The 23,710-nt window shown below is 44.6% G+C and carries 17 protein-coding genes and 1 pseudogene; 13 read left to right on the forward strand and 5 right to left on the reverse strand.

What is annotated here, in order from left to right; translation table 11 throughout:
• Positions 1-4: 4 nt before the first annotated feature.
• From EZV72_RS00485 to EZV72_RS00500, 4 genes are read left to right on the forward strand one after another with little or no spacing between them, the layout of a single operon-like run.
• Positions 5-1,165 carry an alpha/beta hydrolase family protein gene (locus EZV72_RS00485; protein WP_137165402.1) on the forward strand — a complete coding sequence of 387 codons (1,161 nt, stop codon included), beginning with the start codon at positions 5-7 and terminating at the stop codon, positions 1,163-1,165.
• 10 nt (positions 1,166-1,175) lie between these two features.
• A complete protein-coding gene (locus EZV72_RS00490; RefSeq protein WP_137165403.1) occupies positions 1,176-2,111 on the forward strand; it encodes a VOC family protein in 936 nt (311 codons plus the stop codon).
• Positions 2,108-2,470: a Rieske (2Fe-2S) protein gene (locus tag EZV72_RS00495; protein WP_137165404.1), complete on the forward strand. Its 363-nt coding sequence runs from the start codon at positions 2,108-2,110 to the stop codon at positions 2,468-2,470. Before EZV72_RS00490 ends, EZV72_RS00495 begins: the two co-directional genes overlap by 4 nt.
• A complete protein-coding gene (locus tag EZV72_RS00500; protein ID WP_137165405.1) occupies positions 2,467-3,597 on the forward strand; it encodes an FAD-dependent oxidoreductase in 1,131 nt (376 codons plus the stop codon). Before EZV72_RS00495 ends, EZV72_RS00500 begins: the two co-directional genes overlap by 4 nt.
• A 77-nt stretch (positions 3,598-3,674) precedes the next feature.
• Here the strand turns inward: EZV72_RS00500 and EZV72_RS00505 are convergent, their stop codons facing one another.
• On the reverse strand, positions 3,675-4,352 hold the full coding sequence (locus EZV72_RS00505; protein ID WP_137165406.1) for a glutathione S-transferase family protein: 678 nt from the start codon (positions 4,350-4,352) through the stop codon (positions 3,675-3,677).
• 181 nt (positions 4,353-4,533) lie between these two features.
• Here EZV72_RS00505 and EZV72_RS00510 point away from each other — a divergent pair, with 181 nt between their 5' ends.
• Complete coding sequence (locus EZV72_RS00510; protein ID WP_137165407.1) at positions 4,534-5,322, forward strand: glutathione S-transferase family protein; 789 nt, start codon at positions 4,534-4,536, stop codon at positions 5,320-5,322.
• A gap of 61 nt (positions 5,323-5,383) precedes the next feature.
• On the opposite strand, the gene EZV72_RS00515 is transcribed toward EZV72_RS00510, so the two are convergent.
• The gene (locus EZV72_RS00515; protein ID WP_137165408.1) at positions 5,384-6,283 is read right to left on the reverse strand and encodes a LysR family transcriptional regulator; all 900 of its coding nucleotides are present in this window, start codon (positions 6,281-6,283) and stop codon (positions 5,384-5,386) included.
• Positions 6,284-6,411: 128 nt separating this feature from the next.
• Here EZV72_RS00515 and EZV72_RS00520 point away from each other — a divergent pair, with 128 nt between their 5' ends.
• On the forward strand, positions 6,412-6,765 hold the full coding sequence (locus EZV72_RS00520; protein WP_232364472.1) for a DoxX family protein: 354 nt from the start codon (positions 6,412-6,414) through the stop codon (positions 6,763-6,765).
• A gap of 187 nt (positions 6,766-6,952) precedes the next feature.
• On the opposite strand, the gene EZV72_RS00525 is transcribed toward EZV72_RS00520, so the two are convergent.
• On the reverse strand, positions 6,953-8,155 hold the full coding sequence (locus EZV72_RS00525) for an MFS transporter (RefSeq protein ID WP_137165409.1): 1,203 nt from the start codon (positions 8,153-8,155) through the stop codon (positions 6,953-6,955).
• A 643-nt stretch (positions 8,156-8,798) separates the two neighbouring features.
• Here EZV72_RS00525 and EZV72_RS00530 point away from each other — a divergent pair.
• Entirely contained in the window at positions 8,799-9,785 is a 987-nt protein-coding gene (locus EZV72_RS00530; protein ID WP_137165410.1) for an MBL fold metallo-hydrolase, read from the forward strand.
• A gap of 220 nt (positions 9,786-10,005) precedes the next feature.
• Here the strand turns inward: EZV72_RS00530 and EZV72_RS00535 are convergent, their stop codons facing one another.
• Positions 10,006-11,193, reverse strand: a complete 1,188-nt coding sequence (locus EZV72_RS00535; RefSeq protein WP_137165411.1) for a dimethylsulfonioproprionate lyase family protein — start codon at positions 11,191-11,193, stop codon at positions 10,006-10,008.
• Between the two features lie 625 nt (positions 11,194-11,818).
• Between EZV72_RS00535 and dptF the strand changes: the two genes are divergently transcribed.
• The 6 genes and pseudogenes from dptF to EZV72_RS00565 all read left to right on the forward strand — a co-directional run.
• On the forward strand, positions 11,819-13,411 hold the full coding sequence (gene dptF / locus EZV72_RS00540) for a DNA phosphorothioation-dependent restriction protein DptF (RefSeq protein WP_137165412.1): 1,593 nt from the start codon (positions 11,819-11,821) through the stop codon (positions 13,409-13,411).
• Positions 13,412-13,415: 4 nt separating this feature from the next.
• Positions 13,416-14,720: a DNA phosphorothioation-dependent restriction protein DptG gene (dptG, locus tag EZV72_RS00545; protein WP_137165413.1), complete on the forward strand. Its 1,305-nt coding sequence runs from the start codon at positions 13,416-13,418 to the stop codon at positions 14,718-14,720.
• Positions 14,701-19,818 carry a DNA phosphorothioation-dependent restriction protein DptH gene (gene dptH, locus EZV72_RS00550; protein ID WP_175405013.1) on the forward strand — a complete coding sequence of 1,706 codons (5,118 nt, stop codon included), beginning with the start codon at positions 14,701-14,703 and terminating at the stop codon, positions 19,816-19,818. Before dptG ends, dptH begins: the two co-directional genes overlap by 20 nt.
• A gap of 303 nt (positions 19,819-20,121) precedes the next feature.
• The gene (locus EZV72_RS00555) at positions 20,122-20,595 is read left to right on the forward strand and encodes a hypothetical protein (protein WP_137165415.1); all 474 of its coding nucleotides are present in this window, start codon (positions 20,122-20,124) and stop codon (positions 20,593-20,595) included.
• Positions 20,588-21,814: a DGQHR domain-containing protein gene (locus tag EZV72_RS00560; RefSeq protein ID WP_137165416.1), complete on the forward strand. Its 1,227-nt coding sequence runs from the start codon at positions 20,588-20,590 to the stop codon at positions 21,812-21,814. The genes EZV72_RS00555 and EZV72_RS00560 overlap by 8 nt, the downstream gene beginning before the upstream one ends.
• A 276-nt stretch (positions 21,815-22,090) precedes the next feature.
• Positions 22,091-22,486, forward strand: a pseudogene (locus EZV72_RS00565) (transposase); the annotation flags it as partial.
• Positions 22,487-22,504: 18 nt separating this feature from the next.
• On the opposite strand, the gene EZV72_RS00570 reads toward EZV72_RS00565, so the two are convergent.
• Positions 22,505-23,658 (reverse strand): IS3 family transposase gene (locus EZV72_RS00570; RefSeq protein WP_137165417.1). Its coding sequence is split into 2 segments (ribosomal slippage): positions 22,505-23,409 and positions 23,409-23,658, totalling 1,155 coding nucleotides; the frame shifts between segments, so codons are not numbered across the junction.
• Between the last annotated feature and the right edge of the window lie 52 nt (positions 23,659-23,710).

Here is a 23,710-nt window from a genome sequence, read left to right on the forward strand (position 1 = left end):
ACTTATGTTTAAATACTTTCCAACTAACTATGTTTGGAACTTATCGATTAATCTGGCCATTGAAATGGGCGCGCGCATTGGCGAGATTGAAGAAATGTGCGGACCACTGCAAGAAGCAGCCAAATCACCGGATAAAGAAGGCGTTCAGGCATTCAGAGATACCTGGGCTGAAATGGCCGACAAACTGTGTAGTCTGGCTGAAGAAGATCTGGCGCTGGGCCGTAACTTGTCTGCCGGCTTTAAATATAACCGGGCTGCGACTTATCTCATTACCTGCGAACGAATTCAGGCCCACGGTGCGCCAGGCCGAACTGAGCTGTACAAGCGCTCGCTTGACGTTTTTCAAAAATCTATCGAGCTTGGCCGGGAAAACTGCGAGCGTGTAGAAATTCCCTATGAAGGCACTCATCTTTCGGCGCTATATGTAAAGGCAGAAGGCGTAGAAGGCCCGGCACCTATTCTTATTCAGGTTAATGGTCTTGATTCATCAAAAGAGCTTAAATATCGCGTTGGCCTTCCACAATGGCTGGCCGAGCGCGGAGTTTCATCGTTAATTCTGGATCAGCCCGGCACTGGTGAAGCACTGAAGCTACAGGGGCTGCACGCACGGTATGACACTGAACACTGGGCCAGCCCGGTAGTCGACTGGCTTGAACAGCATGAAGACGTAGACAGCAAACGCATTGGTATGGAAGGGGTATCCCTGGGCGGCTACTACTGCCCGCGTGCGGTGGCTAATGAACCTAGATTAGCCCTTGGATGTGTGTGGGGCGCGAACCACGACTGGCGGGATGTACAAAAACGTCGTCTGGAAAAAGAAGGTGATTTCCCGGTGCCGCATTACTGGGCGCACGTAGAGTGGGTCTGGGGCGCAGAGAATCTGGAAGATTTCATGAGAATTGCTGAGAATGTGCACCTTGATGGTCAGATTGAAAAAATCAAAGTCCCTTTCCTGGTTACGCATGGCGCTAAAGATTCACAAATTCCGCTTAAATGGGCACACCGAACTTACGACCAGCTTGTTAACAGCCCCAAGCGAGAGCTCAAAATATTTACCGAGCGTGAAGGCGGAGTACAACACTCAAGCTTTGATAACAGTTCTAATGCAGGCACTTACATCGCCGATTGGGTTGCCGAAACCTTTAACGAACTAAAAGAACAATAGGAATCTTACCATGAACATTATTGGACCAGATAAGTTGGTTTTTGGCGTGGATGATGTCGATGCGTGCAAACAGTTTGCCCTGGATTACGGGCTAAAAGATGCTGGCGACAACCACTATGTGGCGCTTGATGGAACCGGCATTGAAATTTTAGCCAAAGACGATGCCTCATTGCCTGCTCCTTTACAAAGCGGCTCGATGTTACGTAAGACCATTTATGGTGTAGCGGATCAGGCAACGCTTGATGCCATTACCGAAGAATTGTCGAAGGACCGAGACGTTAAAACGTTGGACGATGGCAGCATTGAAGCGACTGATGACGTAGGCTTTGTACTGGGTTTTCAGGTTACCGTGCGCCAGCCACTGGAGTTAGCCGCAGAAGCTATCAATGCTCCAGGAGCTGAACCTCAGCGTGGCGTCAATAAAATTGGCGTAAGCAAAGATTTTACGCCTAAGCCCCGAAGTTTGTCTCATGTTGTTTACTTTGTGCCCGACATAGAAAAAGCCGAAGCGTTTTACGCTGAACGTCTGGGCTTTGTCACCACCGATCGGTTTACCGATACCGGGCCATTTATGCGCCCGGGTGGTACCCAGGATCACCATACTCTGTTCTTTCTTAAAACACCGCCATTTATGCAGGGGGTTGAGCACTTTACCTTTCACATGGGCGGCCCAACAGAAGTGTCTCAGGCCGGTTATGCGCTGATGGAAAAAGGCTATCAGAGCTTCTGGGGACCGGGTCGGCATATATTCGGTTCGAACTGGTTCTGGTATTTCAAAAGCCCGTTTGGTTGCAATATTGAATACGACGCTGATATGGACTTGCACGATGAGAACTGGGAGCCTCGCGAAGCCCAGCCGGGTGCAGATAATTCACAGGTATTCTTATTAAAAGCCACAGAGAAATGGGCGCCGGGCGGTCCGGGTGAGAAACCTTTACCAAGATGAGCAAGGTGTTGTTAGGTAGCCTCAGTGATATTCCACCGGGGCAGGCAAAAGGCTTCGATCCAAACCAGACGGGAAAAGACACGTTCTTTGTCGTTCGTCAGGGTAATCAACTTTTTGCCTATACCGACATCTGCCCTCATTACGGTAACACTACGTTGCCCTGGAAGCGACATCATTACTTAGATAGCGCGTCCGACCACATTGTCTGCGCAGCACATGGAGCCCTGTTTGAAATAGACAGCGGCACCTGTGTTCAGGGGCCTTGTCTGGGGCAAAAACTACTAAAGATTCCTATTGAGGTTTCATCGCACAGTGAAATGTGGATAAGTCTCGAAACGCTTGAGGAGTTCAACCTATGAACCCATGTGTGAAGAAAGTATTAGTGATTGGTGGCGGCTTTTCCGGGATGACCGCAGCTATTGAATTAAGAAAACAAAATATCGATACCGATATCGTTGAAATTGATCCTGACTGGCGTACCGACGGCGCGGGGATCAGTATCGGCGGCGCTACTCTTCGGGCTTTTAAAACCATTGGTATTCTGGATGAGTTTAAAAAGCAGGGCAGTGCGCACAGCGGGCTTGATGTGCATGCGCCTCATGGTGTTCACCTGGCACATATTCCAACGCCGGTTATTGGCGACCCGGACGTACCAAATTCAGGGGCAATTATGCGCCCCGCGCTGGCTAAAATACTGGCTGAAAAAACGCGGCAGTCAGGTGCCACGATAAAACTGGGTTGTACCTTTACAGAAATCAAACAGCACGAAAACGGCGCAGACGTGACCTTCACTGATGGAACTACAGTGACTTACGATTTAATAATAGGAGCAGACGGACTGTTCTCAAAAGTACGTAAAGACCAGTTTCCTGATGCTGCAGACCCTGAATACGTAGGCCAGGGCGTATGGCGCGCCGTATTACCGCGTCTGCCAGAGGTTAACAATACCATGATGTGGGTTGGCCCTAATCTAAAAGTAGGGCTTAACCCCATGTCGAAAGACCAGATGTACCTGTTTTTAACGCAGGACAAGAAAGTGAAGGAACGAGTCGATCGCGCCGACTATGTGTCACAGCTCAAAGCCCTGATGATGACGTTTCCTGCGCCCATGATTCAGCAACTGGCCGGAATGCTCAATGAGGACTCGCTGGTAGATTTTCGCGCGCTGGAAAATTTACTGGTGCCCAGACCCTGGTATAACAACCGAGTGGTACTCATTGGTGATACTGTTCATGCCACCACGCCTCATCTGGCTTCTGGCGCATGTATTGGTATTGAGGATGCTATTGTGCTGGCCGAAGAATTAGCCTCAGCCAGTGTGCTGACTGAAGCGCTGGAAGCATTTCAGAATCGCCGCTGGGAACGCTGTCGTATGGTGGTTGAAAACTCGGGTCGGTTGGCGCAAATTGAAGTTGAGGGCGGAGATAAGGAAGAACATACTGCCATTATGCGCGAAACCATGATGACACTGGCTCAGCCTATATAAACTTGCTCATGTAACGTTAAAAAATAAAGCCCGGCTAACGGTAGCGTAGCGGGGCTTTGTTTTTTCTGTACTGTTTTTCAGCGTGCAATATTCTTTGGTTTGAACAGCAGCCCTTCACTTTCCAGCTGGCTGCTGGCTTCGTTGTCCCGGGCTATGGCGCGCTGAACTGCCGGGCGCTGCTCTAAGCGTTGTGCATGAGCACAATAGTGAGGAAATTTCTCAACATGGTAACCCGCCCCCTGTACACGCCAGAAACACCAGTACAGATAGGCATCCATAGCCGACCACTGATCTTTATACCACCACTGTTGCCCTTCCAGTCGCTTATCGATTAATGCAAAAAACTCATCCATGGCGTCAAAAGCCTTGTCCTGGACAGCTTTTGCATTATCTTCACCGGCAAAAAAAGCGGGCATTCTGATACGTGTTACCAAAGGGTGCAAGGTAGCCGAACAAAAGCAGAGATCAGCAATCTGGTTTGCGCTCACCATGGGGTCATTAGTGGAGGGCAGTAGCTGGCCGTGTATCTGATTTAAAAACGTGATAATGGCGACATTCTCACTGAGTGTCTGGTTGTTATAAACTAAAGCCGGAACTTTCCCTTTAGGATTTTTCTGTTTGAATTCTGGCGATTTATGCTCACCTGTCATAAATCGTATAACCCGGGTTTCAAACTCAAGCCCTAGTTCTTCCAGCGCAATACAGCTTACCCGGGCACAACTGCCAGGTGACATATAAAGTACAATCTTACTCATCTTCATTTCCCAACTACGATAGCGTTACAATCCAGCATAACGAATTCACCCGACCACCACTATTCAGCAATATTGGTAATAGCTATCGGTAATGCTGATAACAGTTATCGGATTATTCCAGTTAATCTGCCGTTCGGGCTGACGTAAGCTGAAATATCTTATTTTGAGCGGCTAGCGATACATGATTGAGCTTTATCACAACGATATGTCTGTTTGCGCCCAGAAAGTTCGACTGGTGTTGGCACATAAAAATATTTCGTGGCACAGCAAGCATTTGAACCTGCGGAGCGGAGAACAGTTTAACCCTGAATTTTTGCGTATAAATCCCAAAGCCATTATTCCTGTACTGGTTCATGATGGGGCCATTATTACTGAGTCGAATGTGATTTGTTATTATCTTGAAGAGGTATTTTCCGACAACGCATTGATGTCCATTGACCCGGTAAAGCGGGCTGAATCAAGAATCTGGCTGACTCGTCTGGATGCCGGTTTGCACGAGCAGATAGCGGTACTGAGTTTTTGTTTAGCTTTTCGCCAGCAAATCTTAACGCGTTACTCCACGGCGGCAGCGCTGGAAAGTTTCTTCAGCAACATTCCCGACCCGTCCCGACAAATGATAATGCGGGATATGGTGCAAAATGGCACAGCCTCTCCCCGCTTTGAATTAGCTTTGCACGCCTATAAAAAGGTGGTGTCAGAAATAGCCGCTGCGCTACAGCACAGCGACTGGCTGGTGGATAGCGGTTTAAGCTTAGCCGACTATGGCTATCTGCCTTATATCGAGCGCTTAGACCAGCTAGGGCTGAGTCTGTTATGGGATGAGCACCCACAGATTGACCGATGGTTAGCGCGCCTGCAGGCGACGGATGCTTATCAATCGGGTATGCAGCAATGGCATAATCAGGATTATATTGAGCTGATGAAACACGCCTCTTCTGCGGCGGTCGCGGCAGTGAAGCAAACCGGCTAAATATCCACAAACCGGTACTGATTTTCAAAGCACGCTTCAGGCTGCATAGCGGGCGTATAGCTTAACTGGAAGCCGGCAAGGTATAGGTTTTAAAATAATCCCACAACCTTTGGGCTACCGGGCCTAATAACTGTGATTTGTGTTTAATAATGTAGTAGTCAAAAGTCAGAGCACTGTCAGTATCGCTTAACATCAGCGTTATCAGTTTCCCAACCTTAAGACTTTCTTTTATCTGATGGCCGGGGAGTTTTCCCCAGCCCATTCCCTCTTCAATAAGCATCTTTTTGGTAGCAAAGTCATTAACATACCAGCATCGCTGACCATCCTGCACCCCCCAATTTTGATCAAGCGAACCTTTTCCCGAGTCCTGCAGCACAATCTGATATTCATTAATAAGCTGTGCACTGGTAGTCAGACCGGGATGGCGGGCGAGCAGTTGCGGCGACGCAACGTTCACCAGCTGGCCTGAAGCGATAGCATGCATATCAAATTGTCCACGTTGAACAAGATCTGAATTTACCGGCGACAAACAAAAAGTCGCATCGTGTTGCTGTAACGCTTCCAGCGCCCCGGTTAAGTACTCCTGTCTGAGCACGATCTGCGTATCCGGAAATTCACGCTGCATGGTGGCCAGCAAAGGAATAATTTGTTTAAGGTTAAAAGATGCTTCTGTGGCCAGCGTGATACTAGTCTCGTGGCCAGATGTAATATGCAGCGCCATATCTCGCATCGTTCTGGCTTCACCCAGTACCCGAAGTGCGTGTTGATACAACACTTTTCCTTCGACTGTCAGGGTTAACCGGTAGCCAGAACGATTAAACAAAACAACACCTAGTGCGGCCTCCAGTTGTTTAATACTCTGGCTAATCGCCGGCTGGGTTTTATGCAGGGCGATACTGGCCTTGCTCAGCGAGCCCAGTTCAGCCACATATTGAAACACAGTCAATTGTTCTAGTTTCATAAAGAAAGGGGAAAGCTAAAGAAAAAGTTTAGGACTTATAAAATTACATTCAATATTATTTATTATGTTTCGCGATTAATCTCTACGCAACCTTTTACCCTCAGGTGAATATTGAACTGGAGTTAACCGTGAGTAAAACAATGAAAATAGGATTATGGATATGCTTAGGGCTGTCCAGTGCAGCATTTGCGGCTGCCGGCCTGGCTAAACTGGCGGGTGTGGAACAGCTGCACATGTCGTTTGCGGCCATGGGGTTACCAGCCTGGTTTGGTTATTTTATCGGTGCATGCGAGGTCGCCGGGGCTGTGGGCCTTTGGTTGCGCAGAACCTCAGTGCTGGCCAGCGCAGGTTTGTTTTTTATAATGCTGGGGGCTATCTACTTTCACGTTGTTTACGATGCGGTAGCCAATGCGGTTCCTGCCTTAGTGTTGGCATTACTGATGGTTTTTATCTTCATTTCACGCAAAAATCAAAATCAGTAGAGCCAGCAGCTGCTGCCTCGGAAATACGGTTAGCTGCCGGGTCAGCGTACACCTTTGTGCGCTGTAACCCAGTAGTACAGCATACCGTTACGATGTCATATTTCATTAAACATCTCCCCACTGCTATCAACAATGGGGAGATGGGCGATGGTGTGTTTGCTGTTAAATAAATATTGGCTGAGGCCGCTTATTGAGCAACTAGTCCTGGCGCACCTTTGACATTAAACAGAGCAATAATCCCGCCCACAGCGGCTAACCCGGCTACCAGCAGCAATACCGCCTCTAAACCACCTAACTGACTTTGCAGGGCAGTCACCACAATAGGCGCCGAAAACTGTCCAAGAAAAAACGCACCTGTCCACAATCCTGTACCGCGGCCACGAACATTTTCAGGCAACTCTTTAAGTATCCAGGTCAGCATGGTGGGTAATAACATGCCAAATCCTGTACAGGCAACAACCAAAGCGATACTGGTTAGCAACAGAGAGCCGGAGAAAGCGGCGCCGCAATACCCCAGGGCGGCCAGTATCAAGCCTGTGCTGATAAGCACGGGGCCCGATGCACCCTTAAAGCGTCTGAACACAAATGATCCTATTGCTACACCAATATTAGCCGCCGCACCAATTGCACCGATTACGGCAGGAGATACATCAGAGGCCAGGGCAAGTATTTCACCAAGTTTTACGATGATCGTGTAGAAAATGACGCCCACGAACAAAGTAATAAAAAGTAAAGGTAACACTCGCATCCAGGGGAGTTTCGCATTCTGTAATTCAGCATTGTCGGCGGTTTTTTGTGGCTCGAATAAAATCACGGCCACACAAAAGGCAATGGGCAAGGCGAGTAAATAAAGCAGAAATGGTCCTCTGGCACCCATCACTTCACCGAGCCCGCCGCCAATGGCTATTAAAACAATGGCACTTAAGCTAACACTGGCAATTTGGATCGCCACCCAGCGCTCCCGCGCCTTACCTACAAAGTAATCACCTATCATCGCTGTGGCCACGGTCATGATAGCGGCTTCAGCCATTCCCAGTATTACCCGGGCAATAATGATATGAAACAGGTCTGTTAAGAAAAACGGCAGCAGGCCGATTGCCGCGTAGATTAATAGTGCGTAAAACAGCACGGATTTTCGCCCGATTTTATCAGATACCCACCCGGCCAGAGGAGAAAATACTGCCACGCATAATGCCGGTATCGTAAGGGCTATGGGAACTAAAAATTCTGAGCCGTTTACGTGGGCAAATTCCTGTAATAACAAGGGGAGCACTGGCACCAGAGAAATAATCGCCATGGCAGGCATCACAGAGGCCAGTATAAGAATAATACCGTGTTTAGTCGTTACCTGATTCGCGATACCGCCTAAATCTGATTGCTTGATATTCATCTGTATTTTTCCAACCAACTAACATTAATAGGCCGCCCGAACTGCATAACAGCACTGTGCAGCACCTGCTTTGTAAATATAATGTAATAATAACATGTATAAAAATAATGGATTAATCTGATATTTTCTATCAGTAAACCAGATGGGTGCGCGTGTTCTGTGGTCGCTGCCTGCAACAGGCTTTCGTATTTCGGCGCAATACAGGCCAGATTTTGCGTAGCAATGCTGACTTTGTCACTCATATCTTCCCAGCAGCACGGGGATTGATACACGTATTTTAAAATCAGCTAGGTCATATTTATAAAATCGATTATTTGGATACTTTAAATTTGTTTACAGTTAACATCTTGTTGCGCATTTGTTGTTTTGCTGTTCCTGATTTGTAGTTATTAAGATATCAGGCTGCTTTAATCGCTTGTGAGCTGTTTGAACGTCAGCGTCTGTTTCAAAGAAAGAGGCGTGTTGGTTAACGCAATAAATTTTACTGCGTCATACAAGCACGCGGATAGAGATTGTTAGCAGACTTTGTAAAGCAGGGATAGCAACGGCCTGACAGGCAATGACGTTAGATAAGATGGCTCTCATAAAAGTTAAAATACTGTGATTTCACCGCCTGAACGAGCTGTGATGAAAGGAGTTAAGTATGAATCTGCAAAAAGTTATTACGTGTATAGTGTTCAGTGTAAGTGTTGTATCTCAGGCATTCGCGGGGGGCGCAGCACCATCGCAAAATGAATGGATTACATTGGGTACAATGGCCGGGCCTGTGCCAAACGCACATCATTCTCAGCCTTCAAATGCTTTACTGGCCAACGGCAAAACCTACGTTGTAGATGCAGGCGATGGCACAGCGGGCCAGTTAGCCAAAGCCGGACTGAATGTGAAAAGCGTCAATGCGGTATTTCTTAGCCACCTGCATTTTGATCATACCGCAGGTTTACCGGGCATCTTGAGTCTGCGGTGGCAAACCAATGCGCAAAACGAACTGACTGTGTATGGCCCACCCGGAACAAAGCAAACCGTTGAAGGTATATTTGCTTATATGACATACGGTGCACAGGGTCACTATGGAGTGCCTGGTCAGATACCCGCCCCCCCCAGCGATAACGTTAAAGTGGTGGAAGTGACAGATGGTACCGAGCTTGAGCTGGACGGGCTGAAAGTCAGCGCAATTCGCAATACGCATTACAGCTGGCCGCAAGACAGTGAGGAACATCAAAAATTTGTGGCATTATCTTTTAAATTTGAGTTGCCCGACTATACCGTTGTCTATACAGGCGATACCGGCCCTAGTGATGCAGTAGCAAAATTAGCCGACAACGTAGATTTATTGATCAGTGAGATGATGGATGTTGATGATACGGTAAATCTGGTTAAAAGAATGAACCCGAATTTACCTGAAAAAGCGCTGGGCCATATGAAAAAGCATTTATCTACCCATCACCTTTTACCTGCCGATGTAGGGCAGTTAGCCAACAAGGCAAAAGTGAAAAAACTGGTGATTACGCATATGGCACCGGGGCTGGTGACTGATGCTGAATATGAAAAATACACCAGCCAGGTGGCCGCAATTTATGATGGCGATATTACCATTGCCAAGGATCTGGACAGATTTGCCCTGAAAAAATAGTCTGGCTGCTGATTTCTATAAAATACCGGATGCGATATCCGGTATTTTTATTTCACCATCATCGCCACTGTAGTGTGATGCAGAGCAATACAGTCCAGCCAATTGTCGAGTTCCTCTGTGAACCCGTTTCGATTCGACCATGTTCTGCTTCCATAGTCCGTTATAACCCAGACACGCTACGCCGGTCTGGGCCATCGTCCCTGATGGCGTTAAATTGCTTTTAGTATTCCCATTGTGTAGGTGTGCACCGATAACGAGAATGAGGCTCGGCATTACGCTCGCCGCCCTGTTGCTCCACCACTTCACATACCTGGGTCGTTTGCACATTGTCCCGGGCGGTGGTTCTGCCCCATACCGAAACAATTCCTGATGAGCCCTGGTCACAGCTTTTTGCGGCTTCAAACGCGTGAATGGTGTTGCGCTCAAAGTAGGTAAAGTTATTCCCGTTAGGCGACTTAGGGATAAACCAGGCAGGCAGATCCGTGTCTTTGTCAGCATCAATAATAAAGGAATTATCTTCGCTGGAATGCTCAAACAAGGCGCTGTCGGCATGAGCGGCAAAAAAGCGGTTTTCTACACCACAGGCCGGTGCAGTCAGTGGCAGATAAAACTCCTGCGGATGATGGAAATGATATGGGTAGAAAGTATCCTGAATCTGAATGGTCATACCTAACTCTGCGCCTACACTTTCCCCGTCAATTGACTTAATCCGCAGCAGGCCCCACGGACCCATCACTTCAGCATACGAATAACCACCACGAAAACGTTCGTTGTGCGCTTTTTCAGCATCTGCATAGAAGGGCAGCCAGCCCACCGCGGCCCAGAGCTCTGGCAGCGCGTTGGCTGTAATATCGGTATCCAGATAATCCGGCATATGGCTTTGGGTCACAATAGGCCAGAAATCATGGGCCAGCGACAACCCAGCTTCTTTCAGATCGCCACTTTTCTTATTGTAAAAGTCAGTCAGGGTAGGGCGATCAAGCCACTTGGCTACTTCATACGTTGTTTTTAGCTGCTCGTTGGCAGTGTACAGCGGAAACTCGTCGTAGTTTTTCTGGGTATCAAAACAGGCTTTGGCCGCATCGGGGTTATCCAGTACCGCATTAACGTGCTTAATAACCTTTTGCACATCCTGGTAGTCAGCCGTGCAGTCCCGCGCAATGTTGTTACTGCCATTATTGGTTTCGGTCACGGCCAGTGGGCCAACTTCACAGCCCTGATTCTTTGTCAGAATCTCTTTCACCCCTTCCAGGTATGTCAGCGTTTGTTGCCACAACACCTGCGAATGTTCACTGTTCTGGGTGGCGGTGTCGATGTTGTCTTCACACACAAAGTCAGCGGCAACCGTTAACGACGAAAACATCAGCAGATGGGCCCCTGCCAGATAGTGCTTTGCTCGGATTTTCATAACACGTCTCGTAAGTTAATAAAATATGCGAATGCTAGCATATGTATACGAGACGAAAGGGCCGCAAAGCCTTATGCATTATGGCTTTGCAGCGAAATTGATGTGTGTTTACAAAGCCCGGAGGTGTATTTGTAAGCAATTTTTTTGTTGTATGACGCAGTCTTATACAACAAATGGATAGTAGCTAAGCAAATATTAAATTTTTATTAAGTTTGCATTGAGAGAATTTAGATAGTAAAGCAGTTACATCAACTCCCAATTTTCAAAAATCGCTCTGTGCCCAAAGTGTGCCCATTCTGTGACATTAGCTAAATCATCGCTGTTTGAATTTTGTTCGATCTGAATGTTGCTCTAGATTGATTAAGGTTATCCCTAAGTTTCTAACTCGATGCATTTTAAGATACTTATCATCGAGCGCTCTAAATACTACCTTAATTAATGTAGAGTAGCTCAAAAAACATGCGATGCATGTGCAAAATCTCTCCAAGAGAATATTACTAGATCAACTAATGTTCGGTCACACGGTAAATTCGTTGAATAATAGATAAAACAGTTAGATAGAGTTGTCACCACTAATTCATAAGTGCTAATTTGTTAGCCAAAAGGATAACTATAAGGACATAGTATGCGTTTCGTTGACGCCTTAAGCGTATTGTCTAAAGCTTCCCCATACGCCGTTTCTACTGAAAATAAATATCCAGATCCGAATAACCTGCTAGATAAGGTCAAAATGGATTTGTACGTAACCATGCCGATTGAACAAAAAGTTAAAGAGGTCATATCTTTATTAAATGAGCAGCCTCGACAAGTCTTTTTCTTATGCGGTAGCAGTGGGGATGGTAAGTCTGAGTTGCTGGTTAATACCATCGATGAAGCTGAGGATCATGTTCGCTTCCATCTCGATGCAACCCACAGTTTTGACCCTCATGAAAATGCCGTGCAAACTCTTGATAAACTGTTTGACGAATTTGAGCAAGGGGAGCTTTCTTTAGTTGTTGGTATTAATGTCGGCATGTTGGGTAATTACGAACAAGAAGGGCGAAATGCGCTTTTCAAATCAGCAATAAAGGCTTATCAGCATAATAAGACAGGAGTGGCTGGTTTTACCTTTGTTAGCTTTGAAGACTATCCGAAATTTCAAATCACCCCAAACGGATTCCAAGCCGATTTTGCTCGCAAGATTATGGCTCGCATTACGTCACCCGATTCATTGTTGTTTAAAATCTATCAGCAAGAGTGCGCTAATCAACCTGATGCCAAAAGCCAACGCATAGTAATAAATTACCGTCTACTTTGTTTGCCAGAAGTGCAGGACGTTATCGTTGAGTTACTGTTTAAAGCCCGTTTGGTGCGAGACCAGTTTCTTACTGCCAGGGGGCTGTTAGATTTTGTCTATCAATTACTTACTGGTGCTAGCTATTTGTTCGATAACCTATTCAGCGGTGGCGACAATGAGCTGGCTGATAAGTTAGTTGAATTTGACCCGGCATTACTGCGCACTAAAGCGATAGATCGCTTTTTAATGGGGGCAGATCTTAAACTGGAAAATAAACAATTTGATGCGTTCTGTATTGAAGTCGCAGAAAAATATGATCTTCCCAACCTTTCGAATCCAAAGTCGTATATCAGATTGTTTTACTTGCTGAAAAGTAGGGAATTTGAGGCTAATTTCTCTCTGCAGTTTCAGCGAGATTTTGTACAACACCTACTTAGTGATTATCTCGATGTTTATCGAGCGCATGTTTTTTATGAGGACACACCCACGTGTAGGGAGAAGCTCAAAGCCTTTTACAATAAAAAGCTAATATCAGCGTTGCGCCTTTATATCAACCGTAATGCTCCGCAACTTTCTAACAAGCAGTTTCTCGTAGCGCAACTTGATAATTACAAAATAGCGGCACAGCTCGATATAAAGCCTGATATCGCAGCAATTAAAGCCAATAAGGCGGTTAAACCAAATACTTTTTTTGCTCATCTAAAAGTCGGGAAGGAATTATTAGCGGTTGAGGTCAACATTAACCTGTTTGAGTTGCTCGATCGGATTAATGCCGGATATCGGCCGAGCAAGAATGACCGCAGTGCGGTTATTCTACTTAACGAAGTTGCTGGTAAAATCGCCCTTATTGCCCGCGAGTCCAGCGAATTGCTGATCAGTTCAGAGTCTGCACAATATAAGTTCAGCCTGGATGACGACTACATTGAAGCTGAGGAGTTATAACTAGATGCCATTAGCCGATATACTTAAGCCTCAAGACAACAGCGCTGCAGTTTATTTTCCGATTGCCGCCCGCAGCGATAAAAGCAATGAGTTTGATTGGGAAATAGTGAACCGCTTCTTTGTCGGCGAGTTATTTTCAATTTCTGCAAATGACAAAAAACTCGCGCAGTTTCAACTGCGCTGTAAAGAGCACTTTCTAAATAAAATAAGTGATCCGGCAATGTGGGATGTGGTCGAAAAAATTTATTTCGCTAAGCGCGGTATTAAAAACATTGCTCCAGAAATGCAAATTTTTTGCGGTAGTTGGACTGAAGATGCGAATCCTGCACCAGCTAATCGTATCGTTAATGTACTAATGACCTTACTCGGTACTTTACATTTAAAGCCACCTGTCGATGCGAAGCTAAACTTTATTGAGAAAGAAATTCGATCTGCTTTTCAAGCCGAATTTAAGCCAGAAAAATCCATGGTTAAGGGATCTGCGCCAATACCATATCTGCCACCATTGGCAGAGGTTTTGAGTGCTGATTTACACTACTTGCTTAGCAAGCAGCATTACTTTCTGGCCCACCTTTCGCACCTTTTAAGGTTTTACGTTTTTATTTACACCTGTCAGATAGCGTTGTCGATAAACGGCTGGAAGGATGGTGAGCCACAAAAACTCAAAGATTGTTATTTTATATTGGATAACGAAAAAGCCAGCAAAGAGCGAAGCATGCTGCGCGAGCGCGGTTGGAAGCAGGTTGAGAAAGGCATCGAATCTTTATTTCCGGTGTTGGCAATGAACGAGTCTCTGCAGGACAAGGAGCAGGGGATAGTTCCGCTTTGGGCTTTGTACCCAAACCTTACCGATGATGTTCTAAGCAAGTTGATAGGGTATGCGGTTGACTTCGCAAAAAAAAGAAACCTCAATTTTGAACCTGCAAATATAACATCGTTAGATGAAGCTTTATCAGCATTACTCGACTTATCAAAGCGGCAGTTTTACAAGGGTGAGACACGCGCTGCCGCAGGAAATAAATTTATCGATTTCACCAAGTCAGCGTTATGCAGCAATTTTACCCGCGTTCGGGGCAGTGCGGGTAAGGTCTTTGTAATTGATCAGGAATATTTATTATTGCTCACCAACTTGGCTATTGGCGAGCAAGGTAAATTGCGATTACATGAGTTAATTATTGAATTTCAAAAGCGTGGTGTATTTTTCGACCGAGAAAGCCAAACAGCCTTGGTAGAGTTTTATGAGCGACTGGGTAATGTTGAGCGTTTAAGTGATAGTGGGGATGCAGTGTATGTCAAAGCTACAATATGAAGATTTTTTGGTAGCACGCTTTTGTAATTGGGCGGCGCAAAATCTGCGTACTGGTGAACGTATACATTTTCGCTCTCCGGATGATGCAAATAGCTTACTGCTGTATGAGGCCTTTATCAGGAAGACGCTGGCAGAGCTTAAGATCGTCATTGAGCAAAAAAACAGATATTTGCCGTACTTGCAGATCGGTAGTTATCAAGTTATTCCAGTATTACATGCAGAGCGTGGAATGGGTTTTACCGACAGCTATATTTCAACTCTGCGAGACTTAGTTTCTACATCACAGGGACAGTTGAAAAACAGCATATTGCTGATTATCCACAACTCGTCGCTGGACACACTTAATAATTCATCGCGCAATCTTTGTCTGGCCGAGCATGATGTTTGGAATCCTGCGGTAATCCGTGACGCACTAAAAGATATGATTGAGCCTCACGCTGCAAGTCGAACAATTTCAGAAGCACTATTGGACCATCAGTTTAATTCGATCTTGGCTGATGGCGCTACCATGTTCGGTTTTCGTGACCTTTACGATGCCGTACAAGATGGTCATATCGAATTTAAAGAGCTTAACTTGCTGGACGATCCAGCAATTGGCGGTTGGGATAATGCTACTGCCATTGACAAACGTCTGGCTGAGAATAAAAAACTCAAAGAGCAAATTGAGCATTTAGTAGAGCAGTATCCGTCCGAGCTACATGACAAGTTGAAAGAGCTGGATTTCAGCGAAAAGTTTATAAAAAAACATTTCCCGGATGGCGATCTGACAAGCTGGCGCAGTACTCTGGATTATGGCGAATGCAAAACAGAGCAGCAGAACAACAAAGAAAATCTGTTGGAGTTAGAGAGTGAAAGCGTCGATTTCGGCCACAAATTTTATCCCGGCTCAAAAGCTGATAGCGGCGCAGGTGCCAGAGAGCGTTACTTTATAATTGAAATTTTTGACGATGAGCCGCAATTCAAACTGAATTTAAGTTTTATTAATGGTCAAATCAAAGATGACCAGGTCAAGCTTAGGCCGCATGATAAAAACATCTCTGTTACGGTAAATAAGCGCTCGAACAAGCGCAATGTGATTGAGGTCTCTCGCAGCTTTAGTGGTAGCCCCACCTTTTTTAGTATTGAATTAAAGCGCAGCAAACCACAAGAAAATTACCGTTATCGAGTACTGTTGTTACCTGCAGGCGCTTTTTTTGTACCGGGTTTTGCGACTAACTTTATGTTAGTGCCAGCTAAAAGAAAAATTGTCCTGCAAACCGATAGTACAGCTATGCAGCTGGCCGAGAGTGGCTCTGCAGTAACGATGACAGAAAATGGACAAGAGTTTGATGTAAACGCAACGGGTTCGATAGATTATGAAACTCTGGTTAATGCCACTGACCGTTTACACTTCAAAATTCGCAGCGGCGAACACCTTTTACAGTTTGATGTCGAAGGGGCGGTGTCATCAGACTCCCTATCTTTGCCATTGCTTTTAGACAAAGATCTACATACGCGCTTATTTAACGACGATTTCTATGGAGTGTTTAATCCATTAAACGGGAAGGTATCGCTGGATGGTAAAGAGTTAAAACCGCGTACTGAGCATCGAAAGTTACTGAAAGCTGAGGCTGAATTATTACAACAGCGTTTGTTGTCGGACGCCGTCGCAGGGCGCACTGCTATCTACGTAGACGATTTAGCTAAGCCGTATCCAGATTTATTCGCTGACTATACTAACTTATTTACTTATCTCAACACCAAGCGGACGCTACTAAGTCTGTCCGCTTTTGGAGGGGACATTGCAGCCATTATCAAGCGGCTGGTAAATAACTACATTTCGGCGCTACAACAAATTCATACCACCAGACTGTTAAGCGTCGAAGAGCAAATACTAGTAAATCTGGGCTTTGCCAATATTGAAAACGAAGAATATTTAACACCATACCATCCGTTAAACCTGGCTTATTTTGCTTCACTAAGCGATGCACTGCAGGCGGATGACACTAAATCTTTTAAAACTTTACCAGCACCAACTGTGCGTCGGCTAAACGCCGAGGGTTTATTGCCATTCAACTGGCATAATTACCATGACTTTAGCTACAGTCAGGTCGTGAGAGAAAACCCGATGTGGTTGCAGGTGGTACCGTCCAGACAAACACAGCTGGACTACATTCAACGACTAGTAAGGGATAAAACAAAAGAGTTTGTTGAGGCGTTTTCTACGTTATTTGCCAGCGGCGAAAAAGACACTCTATTAATTAACTCAATTAATAACGGTCACAACAAAGAAATATTATTGGGGCTGGTAGAGTACTTTAAAAAACGCAAACCTGAGCAAACCAGCCGGATCCATATTAACTTGTATGATGAGCAGCTACAGCATACTTACTTTGATGAAGTTGCTGATGCGGAAACCTTAGCCGAAGTTAAACTGCTATGTGAACTTACAGCTAACAAAGACGATGCTGATAGCGCTATTGATATGTTGCGGCGGCGAATTACTTACAGCAAATTCCGGTTACCAAAGGCTGGCGACAGCTTTAATTATGCCCATTTAAGTTTTGTCAGAAACAACACTCCAGTAATGAAATCACCGGTAGACATTATGGCCGAGAAGAGCGGCATTGCCTGCCATGGTTTACTTGCGGGTGAGACATCTTACGATGAACAATCCGATTACTTCACTACTGCTGGTCTGGCAAAAATTAACCTGGACGACGCACCGCAACTGCGAGTGATGCAAAAGTATAGTGCCCTGTGTAAAGCCGCCTGGTTGGGGGAAAAATACAGCGAAACCAGTAGTCTGGCACTTAAAGTGTCAAATCAACTGCAGCAACTGTTAGGAGCGGTGTATGAAGACAGTATCTGGACCACCATCATTGATCCTAAGGTTACCCTGAAGTTTTTCAAAAGCCAAAAGGATGTGGTATTAATTCATTACTCTGATAACTACACCAATTCTGCAAACTATGACGCCATCACAGTCACCAAACGGCGCGATTTTTATGATCAAGTTCTGGCACAAGGTAACCAGGGATTAATTGATGAGTTTAATGCTTTTAACGGTGAATGGCTCTTAAAAATGCTCACCCTACCCGACAACGAACGGAGAGAGAAAAAAAGCATTATCGCCGCTTACAAATACATTAACTGCCTGCTTTATCACAGCGATATTACCTGGGTGCCACTTAGCGTAGCTGAGATGCTACGCGTAGCTGGTAATATTGGCTTGAAAATGAGTGACGCTGACTTTAGCCGTTATTCACAGGGCGTGCGCCAAGGCGCCATTTCGGACGATGTGTTGTTCGTTGGCTTTAAACAGCAGCAAATGTATTTGCTACCGCTTGAAGTTAAAGTAGGTAAAAAGCAAAAACACGACAAGGGTGTACGCCAGGCCAAAGAGCTAAAACGCTATCTAGTTGAGCAGCTATTTGGCCGGTCAGATCTAGCCGGCCATTTATACCGAGGTTTATTTATCCGGCAAATTTTTATGCAGGTAGATAAGTATGAGTTGTACCAGGTATATGCAAAACCGTATTTCTCCAAATTAAAGGACGAGTGCGAATGGTGGTTACAGGGAGATTACACTCTGGCAAATATTGACGGATACCCTGAAGGGTTTGTGTTGGCCTTTATCGAAGGAGATTACTGCAATGAGCAGTACAGTCTAGAGCAAAACATTCTCCAGATAAAATTGCCCAGTGGCTATCAAGCGAAGTTTGTTAGCACGCCAATGCAAACCTTACTGGCCGGCTGCAATAGCAAAGCGTTGGGTTTTATTGATGACAAATTCATTCTGCAAGGCGAAAGTTCGCCAGTTGCTATAGAGTGGACTGCAGAAGCTGTTGATGAGGATGAAGACGAGAAGCCGCAAGTAAACGTCGAATCAGACAACGTTATTGTCTATCCGGATAGTCACATGCCAGAATCAACGCTAAGCAGCCAAGTTGTTCAGACAGAGTCTAACTATGTGCCTTTGGCGGATAAACTAAACAACAGCCGGGTGTTAATTGGCCATTCGCCTAAAACGCAAGATGCTATTTACTGGGAATTTGGCAATAAAGAACTGGCTAACCGCCATCTGATAATTTTCGGTAACTCTGGCCAGGGTAAAACCTACTGTATTCAGGGTTTGCTGATGGAGTTGGCGAAACATTCCATTAACTCCATGGTGGTTGACTACACCAATGGCTTCTTGCCTGAGCATCTAGAGCCGGAATTTATTGACAGTGTAAAACCTAAAACGGATTTAATTGCCGATAAACCATTAAAATTAAACCCATTTAAAAAACAGAAGAACATCGTAGCGGGAACAGAGTTGACCGATAAAGATTACGACGTCGCAACACGGGTAGCATCGGTATTTAAATCAGTATATTCCAGCATTGGCGATCAGCAGTTGCCAACCTTAATCCGGGTTATTGAAGAGGGACTCGAAGCCTACGGCGAGCAGTATAGCTTTGAGCATATGCTGCAAGCCTTGGAGAATTACGATCAAACCGGTGTTAAGGTCGCTAACAAGCTGTTGCCATTGGTCAAAGCTAATATCTTTGCTTTTGACGACACAGATGGCTGGACCGACATTTACCAATCGAAAGACTCAGTGTGTCGGCTTATTCAGATGGCGCGTTTATCGCGTGATGTTTGGCTGGCGGCGGTGGAGTTTATTTTGTGGGATTTGTACTCTTACGCTTGCTTACATGGCGACAAAAACACGCCCTTACCAATAGTGCTGGATGAAGTGCAAAACCTGGACCATCGCTTAGAAAGCCCACTAGGCAAAATGCTCACTGAGGGGCGTAAATACGGTATCTCGCTTATTTTGGCTACCCAAACTATGAGTAACCTAGGCAAGGATGAGCAAGACCGGCTTTTCCAGGCATCACATAAACTGTTCTTTGCGCCGGCGATGACGGAAGTGCAAACCTACGCCAAGTTGTTGGAACAGGCGGTGCCAGGCTCTGACAAAAAATACTGGCTGTCGGAACTGTCAAAGCTGAAAAAGGGCGAGTGTATATCTGTGGGCATGCATGCTAATGCTGATGGTGTGCTGGTGCAGTCGGCGAAGCATGTAAAAGTGGTTCAGCTAGGTGCTAGGTTAGTCAATAATGAATAACTACCTAAGGGATTTTTGTGGCTAAATAAAAAATGATGATTAACCGTAATTAAGAAGAAGTTTTAGCTAGTAAACGGGAAATTGTCGAAGCGACCTCGACTTTACCGTTTCAGTATGTGTAATAGCAAGTATTGTGAAGGTGATTCAATTCAGTAATGCGAAATAACTTTGAAAGAGCGTTTGTCGTTAAAAAAATTCAAATGAATATCTCTGATTTTTATTATTTTCAGGGTTAGAAGAATAATGATTAAAAATCAAAGTGAAGCTTTTTAGATTATATAAATACACTTAAGGAAAATGTAAGTGTCTTATTTGCTTGTACAAATTAAGCGTACCTGGTTAGCATTAAAAGATGGTGTTTTTTGGGCGGAATGCTTACTTATAATTCCGCTGTCAATGCTAGGAATTTGGTGGCCAGTTTGGTTTAAGTGGACCGGTTATACAGAATATCTAGAACCTGCTGCTTGGTTTACGTTCGGTATAGGGTCAATTGCGGCAATAATAATCAGAAGAAGTATTCTATCTGAGAGTCGAGATAACTATAAGTTATTAAATACTATATTTATTTTATTTTTAGGGATTTTAAGCGGTTTGTTTTACGGAAAGTCACTAACAACAAAGTTAGACGGAGAAGATTTATCGATCATATTTTGGTGTTTCGATATGCTGGATATTGCTATCACTCTTAATATTTTGGTTTGGTTATGGCACTTTATTTCCATAGATGACTACGACGATAGTAAACCAGTAAGTTCTCTTGGAGAAAGTTATGACTAATGTTTTTGAAATTCCTGCAATAAAATTTAATCAACCACTAGGAACATTTTATGTCTTTAAAATGAATGCTTCAGATTTAGAGTCAGTATCATATTCTTCTAGAGCAAAATATAAAAAGAGTGGCTACCTTAATAACGTGTTTTCTCCTATCACTGGAACTCAACGTGATTTGGATGATCGTAGGGAAGAAGAGATAGCCAGGTTTGTCAATTCCGTTGAGTGTGCTATTCCAAATTCTATCGTTCTAGGCGCAAACATGTCTGAAGATGGTCGTCTAACTAAAGAAGATGAACGTTGGTACGCAACTGAAGACGATAACGGAGTCTGTAAAGTTGTTATTCCGTCAAAAAAGAAGCTTGCATCAATTATTGATGGTCAACACAGATTAGCTGGATGTCTGCTCTCTGATAGGAAAAATATTGAATTATTAGTTGCTGCCTATTTGGACTTACCCCTTCCCTATCAAGCTTACCTATTTGCTTCTATTAATGGTAATCAAAAGAAAGTACCTAGAAGTTTAGCTTATGAGCTATATGGATTCGGGTCTGATGACGAAGATCGTGTTCTTTGGTCTCCAGAGAAGTTAGCGGTCTCCTTAGTTAGGAAACTTAATTTCGATGACAATATTGAGTATATTACCAATAATAAAAGTAAGCTTTATCACAAAATTTTGTTAGGCGCTCAGTATTCAGAGAGTGACAATGGTTTTTTATCTTTGGCTGCTTTAGTTGACTCTATTTTGTCTCTAATCACTAGCAACCCTAAAAAAGACAGAGATGTAATACTTCATTATAGAAATAAAAAAGGACGACTGCAGCTGGAATCTAATCATAAAATTCCATTACGCGAGGAGTACATCAAAGGAAATGATGACGAGATAGAAAGAGTTATTTTTGATTTCGTTGATGTGGTCTTTGATAGTTCACGATTTGATAAAAGCTCGTACCTTTATAAAACAATTGGAGTTCAGTCCTTATTTTCATTGCTGAAACGCTACTTGATTTCTAGCAGTAAGCCATTTAAAAAAACTGAGTTTGAGAGTTTTTGTTTTCCAGTTTGGAATGTAGACTTCAAAAATGACTATTTTACTGCTTCTGGAATTGGTAGATCCCGAATAACAAATACCTTGTATATCGCTACAAATTTAATATCTCCCAGTGACCTGAAAAATGAAGATGATGCTGATAAAATCCAAGCTTTAATAAATTCAAGTCGTTAGGTGGTGTACACACATTTTCAGCGATCAGTAAGGCAAACTTTTAGTTTGCCTTACTGTTGACAATATCAATTTATAGTTGCGCGGAAAATTCAAGAATATTCTTACAATTCTTCAGAGATTAACTTCCATCCTTAACATGAAAAGCCCAAGTCATATTTAGTTCTCGCGAGTTCCCGGATTCAGATAATAAGTGCACCACTCATGGTTAAACGGTGAGGAGAGATCAACTGCCTGTTGGTGGTACTCTGTAATCGCCAAAAAACAAGAGTAGTTACCATGAGTTACAAGCAGTTGATCGAGGGACAACGATACCAGATCGAGGCCTACTTACGCGAGGGTTTCAGTTATCGGAAGATCGGAAAGCGTCTGAACGTGAGCCACAGCACCATCAGTAGAGAAGTAAATCGTAATCGAATTCGGGATAACCACTATTTGCCGGAAGTCGCTCAGGCGAAGGCTTTAAAGCGACGGTGTCAGGCCGCAAAGCGTAGAATATCTGAGCTGACGATTACCTTTGTTGAGTTCGGAATTAACGAGAAATGGAGTCCTGAGCAGATAGCTGGAGTAGGCAAAATTATCGGTCATCACGTGAGTCACGAATGGATTTATGGATATGTCAGGCTTGATAAATTACGCGGTGGTAAACTCTATAAACAACTACGTCAGGGCCACTGGTAAGGCCTGAATATTCTAGACACTTTCCATATTCCTAAAATACTGCCGGTCATATTCTGTTGGAGACAACCGACCGTTGCTGGTATGTCGACGTTTGGGATTGTAGAACATTTCGATGTAATGGAACATCGCCTGGCGAGCATCATCTCTGGTTTTATATTTAATTCGCCTGATCTTCTCTTTCTTCAGATTGCTGAAGAAGCTTTCTGCTACTGCATTATCCCAACAGTTTCCACGCCGACTCATGCTTGGTTCAATATCGAGTGAACCAAGTAACTTTCTGTAGCTACGGCTGCTGTATTGTGAGCCTTGGTCAGAATGAAGATAAACAGTGTTATCTGGTTTTCTACGCCAATATGCCGCTGTGAGCGCGTCCATAACCAGCTCTTCAGTCATTCGCTCACTCATCGGCCACCCAACGATGTTGCGGGCGTATAAGTCCATAACAACCGCTAGAAACAAAAAGCCTTCATGTGTATGAATGTAAGTAATGTCGCTTACCCACCACTGATTGGGTACTGAGACTGTAAACTCACGATTTAGCTTATTGGCTGCAACCACATCTGGCTTACCACCATAGCGGCCTTTGGGAGCGCGGCAGCCTCTTTGCGCTTTAATATTCGCTTGCTGCATTAATCTGAGCACACGATCACGGCCACACGGTATCTTCGCTTCCAGTAAATCCAGGTGCAGATTACGGTAGCCATGATGACCACCGCTTTCGAGCCAGAATTGCTTTATCGAACCCAGTAAACGCTTGTCTTCCTCTTCTCGCTTACTCTCGGGCTGTTGTAGCCAGTCATAATAGCCACTAGGATGAATTTCTAATGCCTGGCACAACAGTCTCACCGGATAATCCGTACTACGAGATTTTACGAACGGGTACCGTTCTTTGACTCGCCGGCAAAGAACACCGCGGCTTCCTTTAATATGTCCCTTTCCTGCTGGGTTCGCTTTAATTCACGCTTAAGCCTGGCGACTTCAGCTCTAAGGTCCTCATCATCTTTACGTTGCTTCGTCGGCTTAGAAAATGTCCTCATCCAGCCATAAATACTCTTGGTGCTGATGTTCAACCGCCCAGCAACATCGGCAACGCTGTAGCCATGCACAACAACTTGATTAACTGCTTCTTGCTTAAATTCGTCCGAAAAACGGATGCCTTTGCTCATGATTTACCTCTTATGGTACAAGTTACATTTTTACCATAAAAAGTGTCGGGAA

The sequence above is a fragment of the Salinimonas lutimaris genome, from assembly GCF_005222225.1.
Taxonomy (GTDB): domain Bacteria; phylum Pseudomonadota; class Gammaproteobacteria; order Enterobacterales; family Alteromonadaceae; genus Alteromonas; species Alteromonas lutimaris.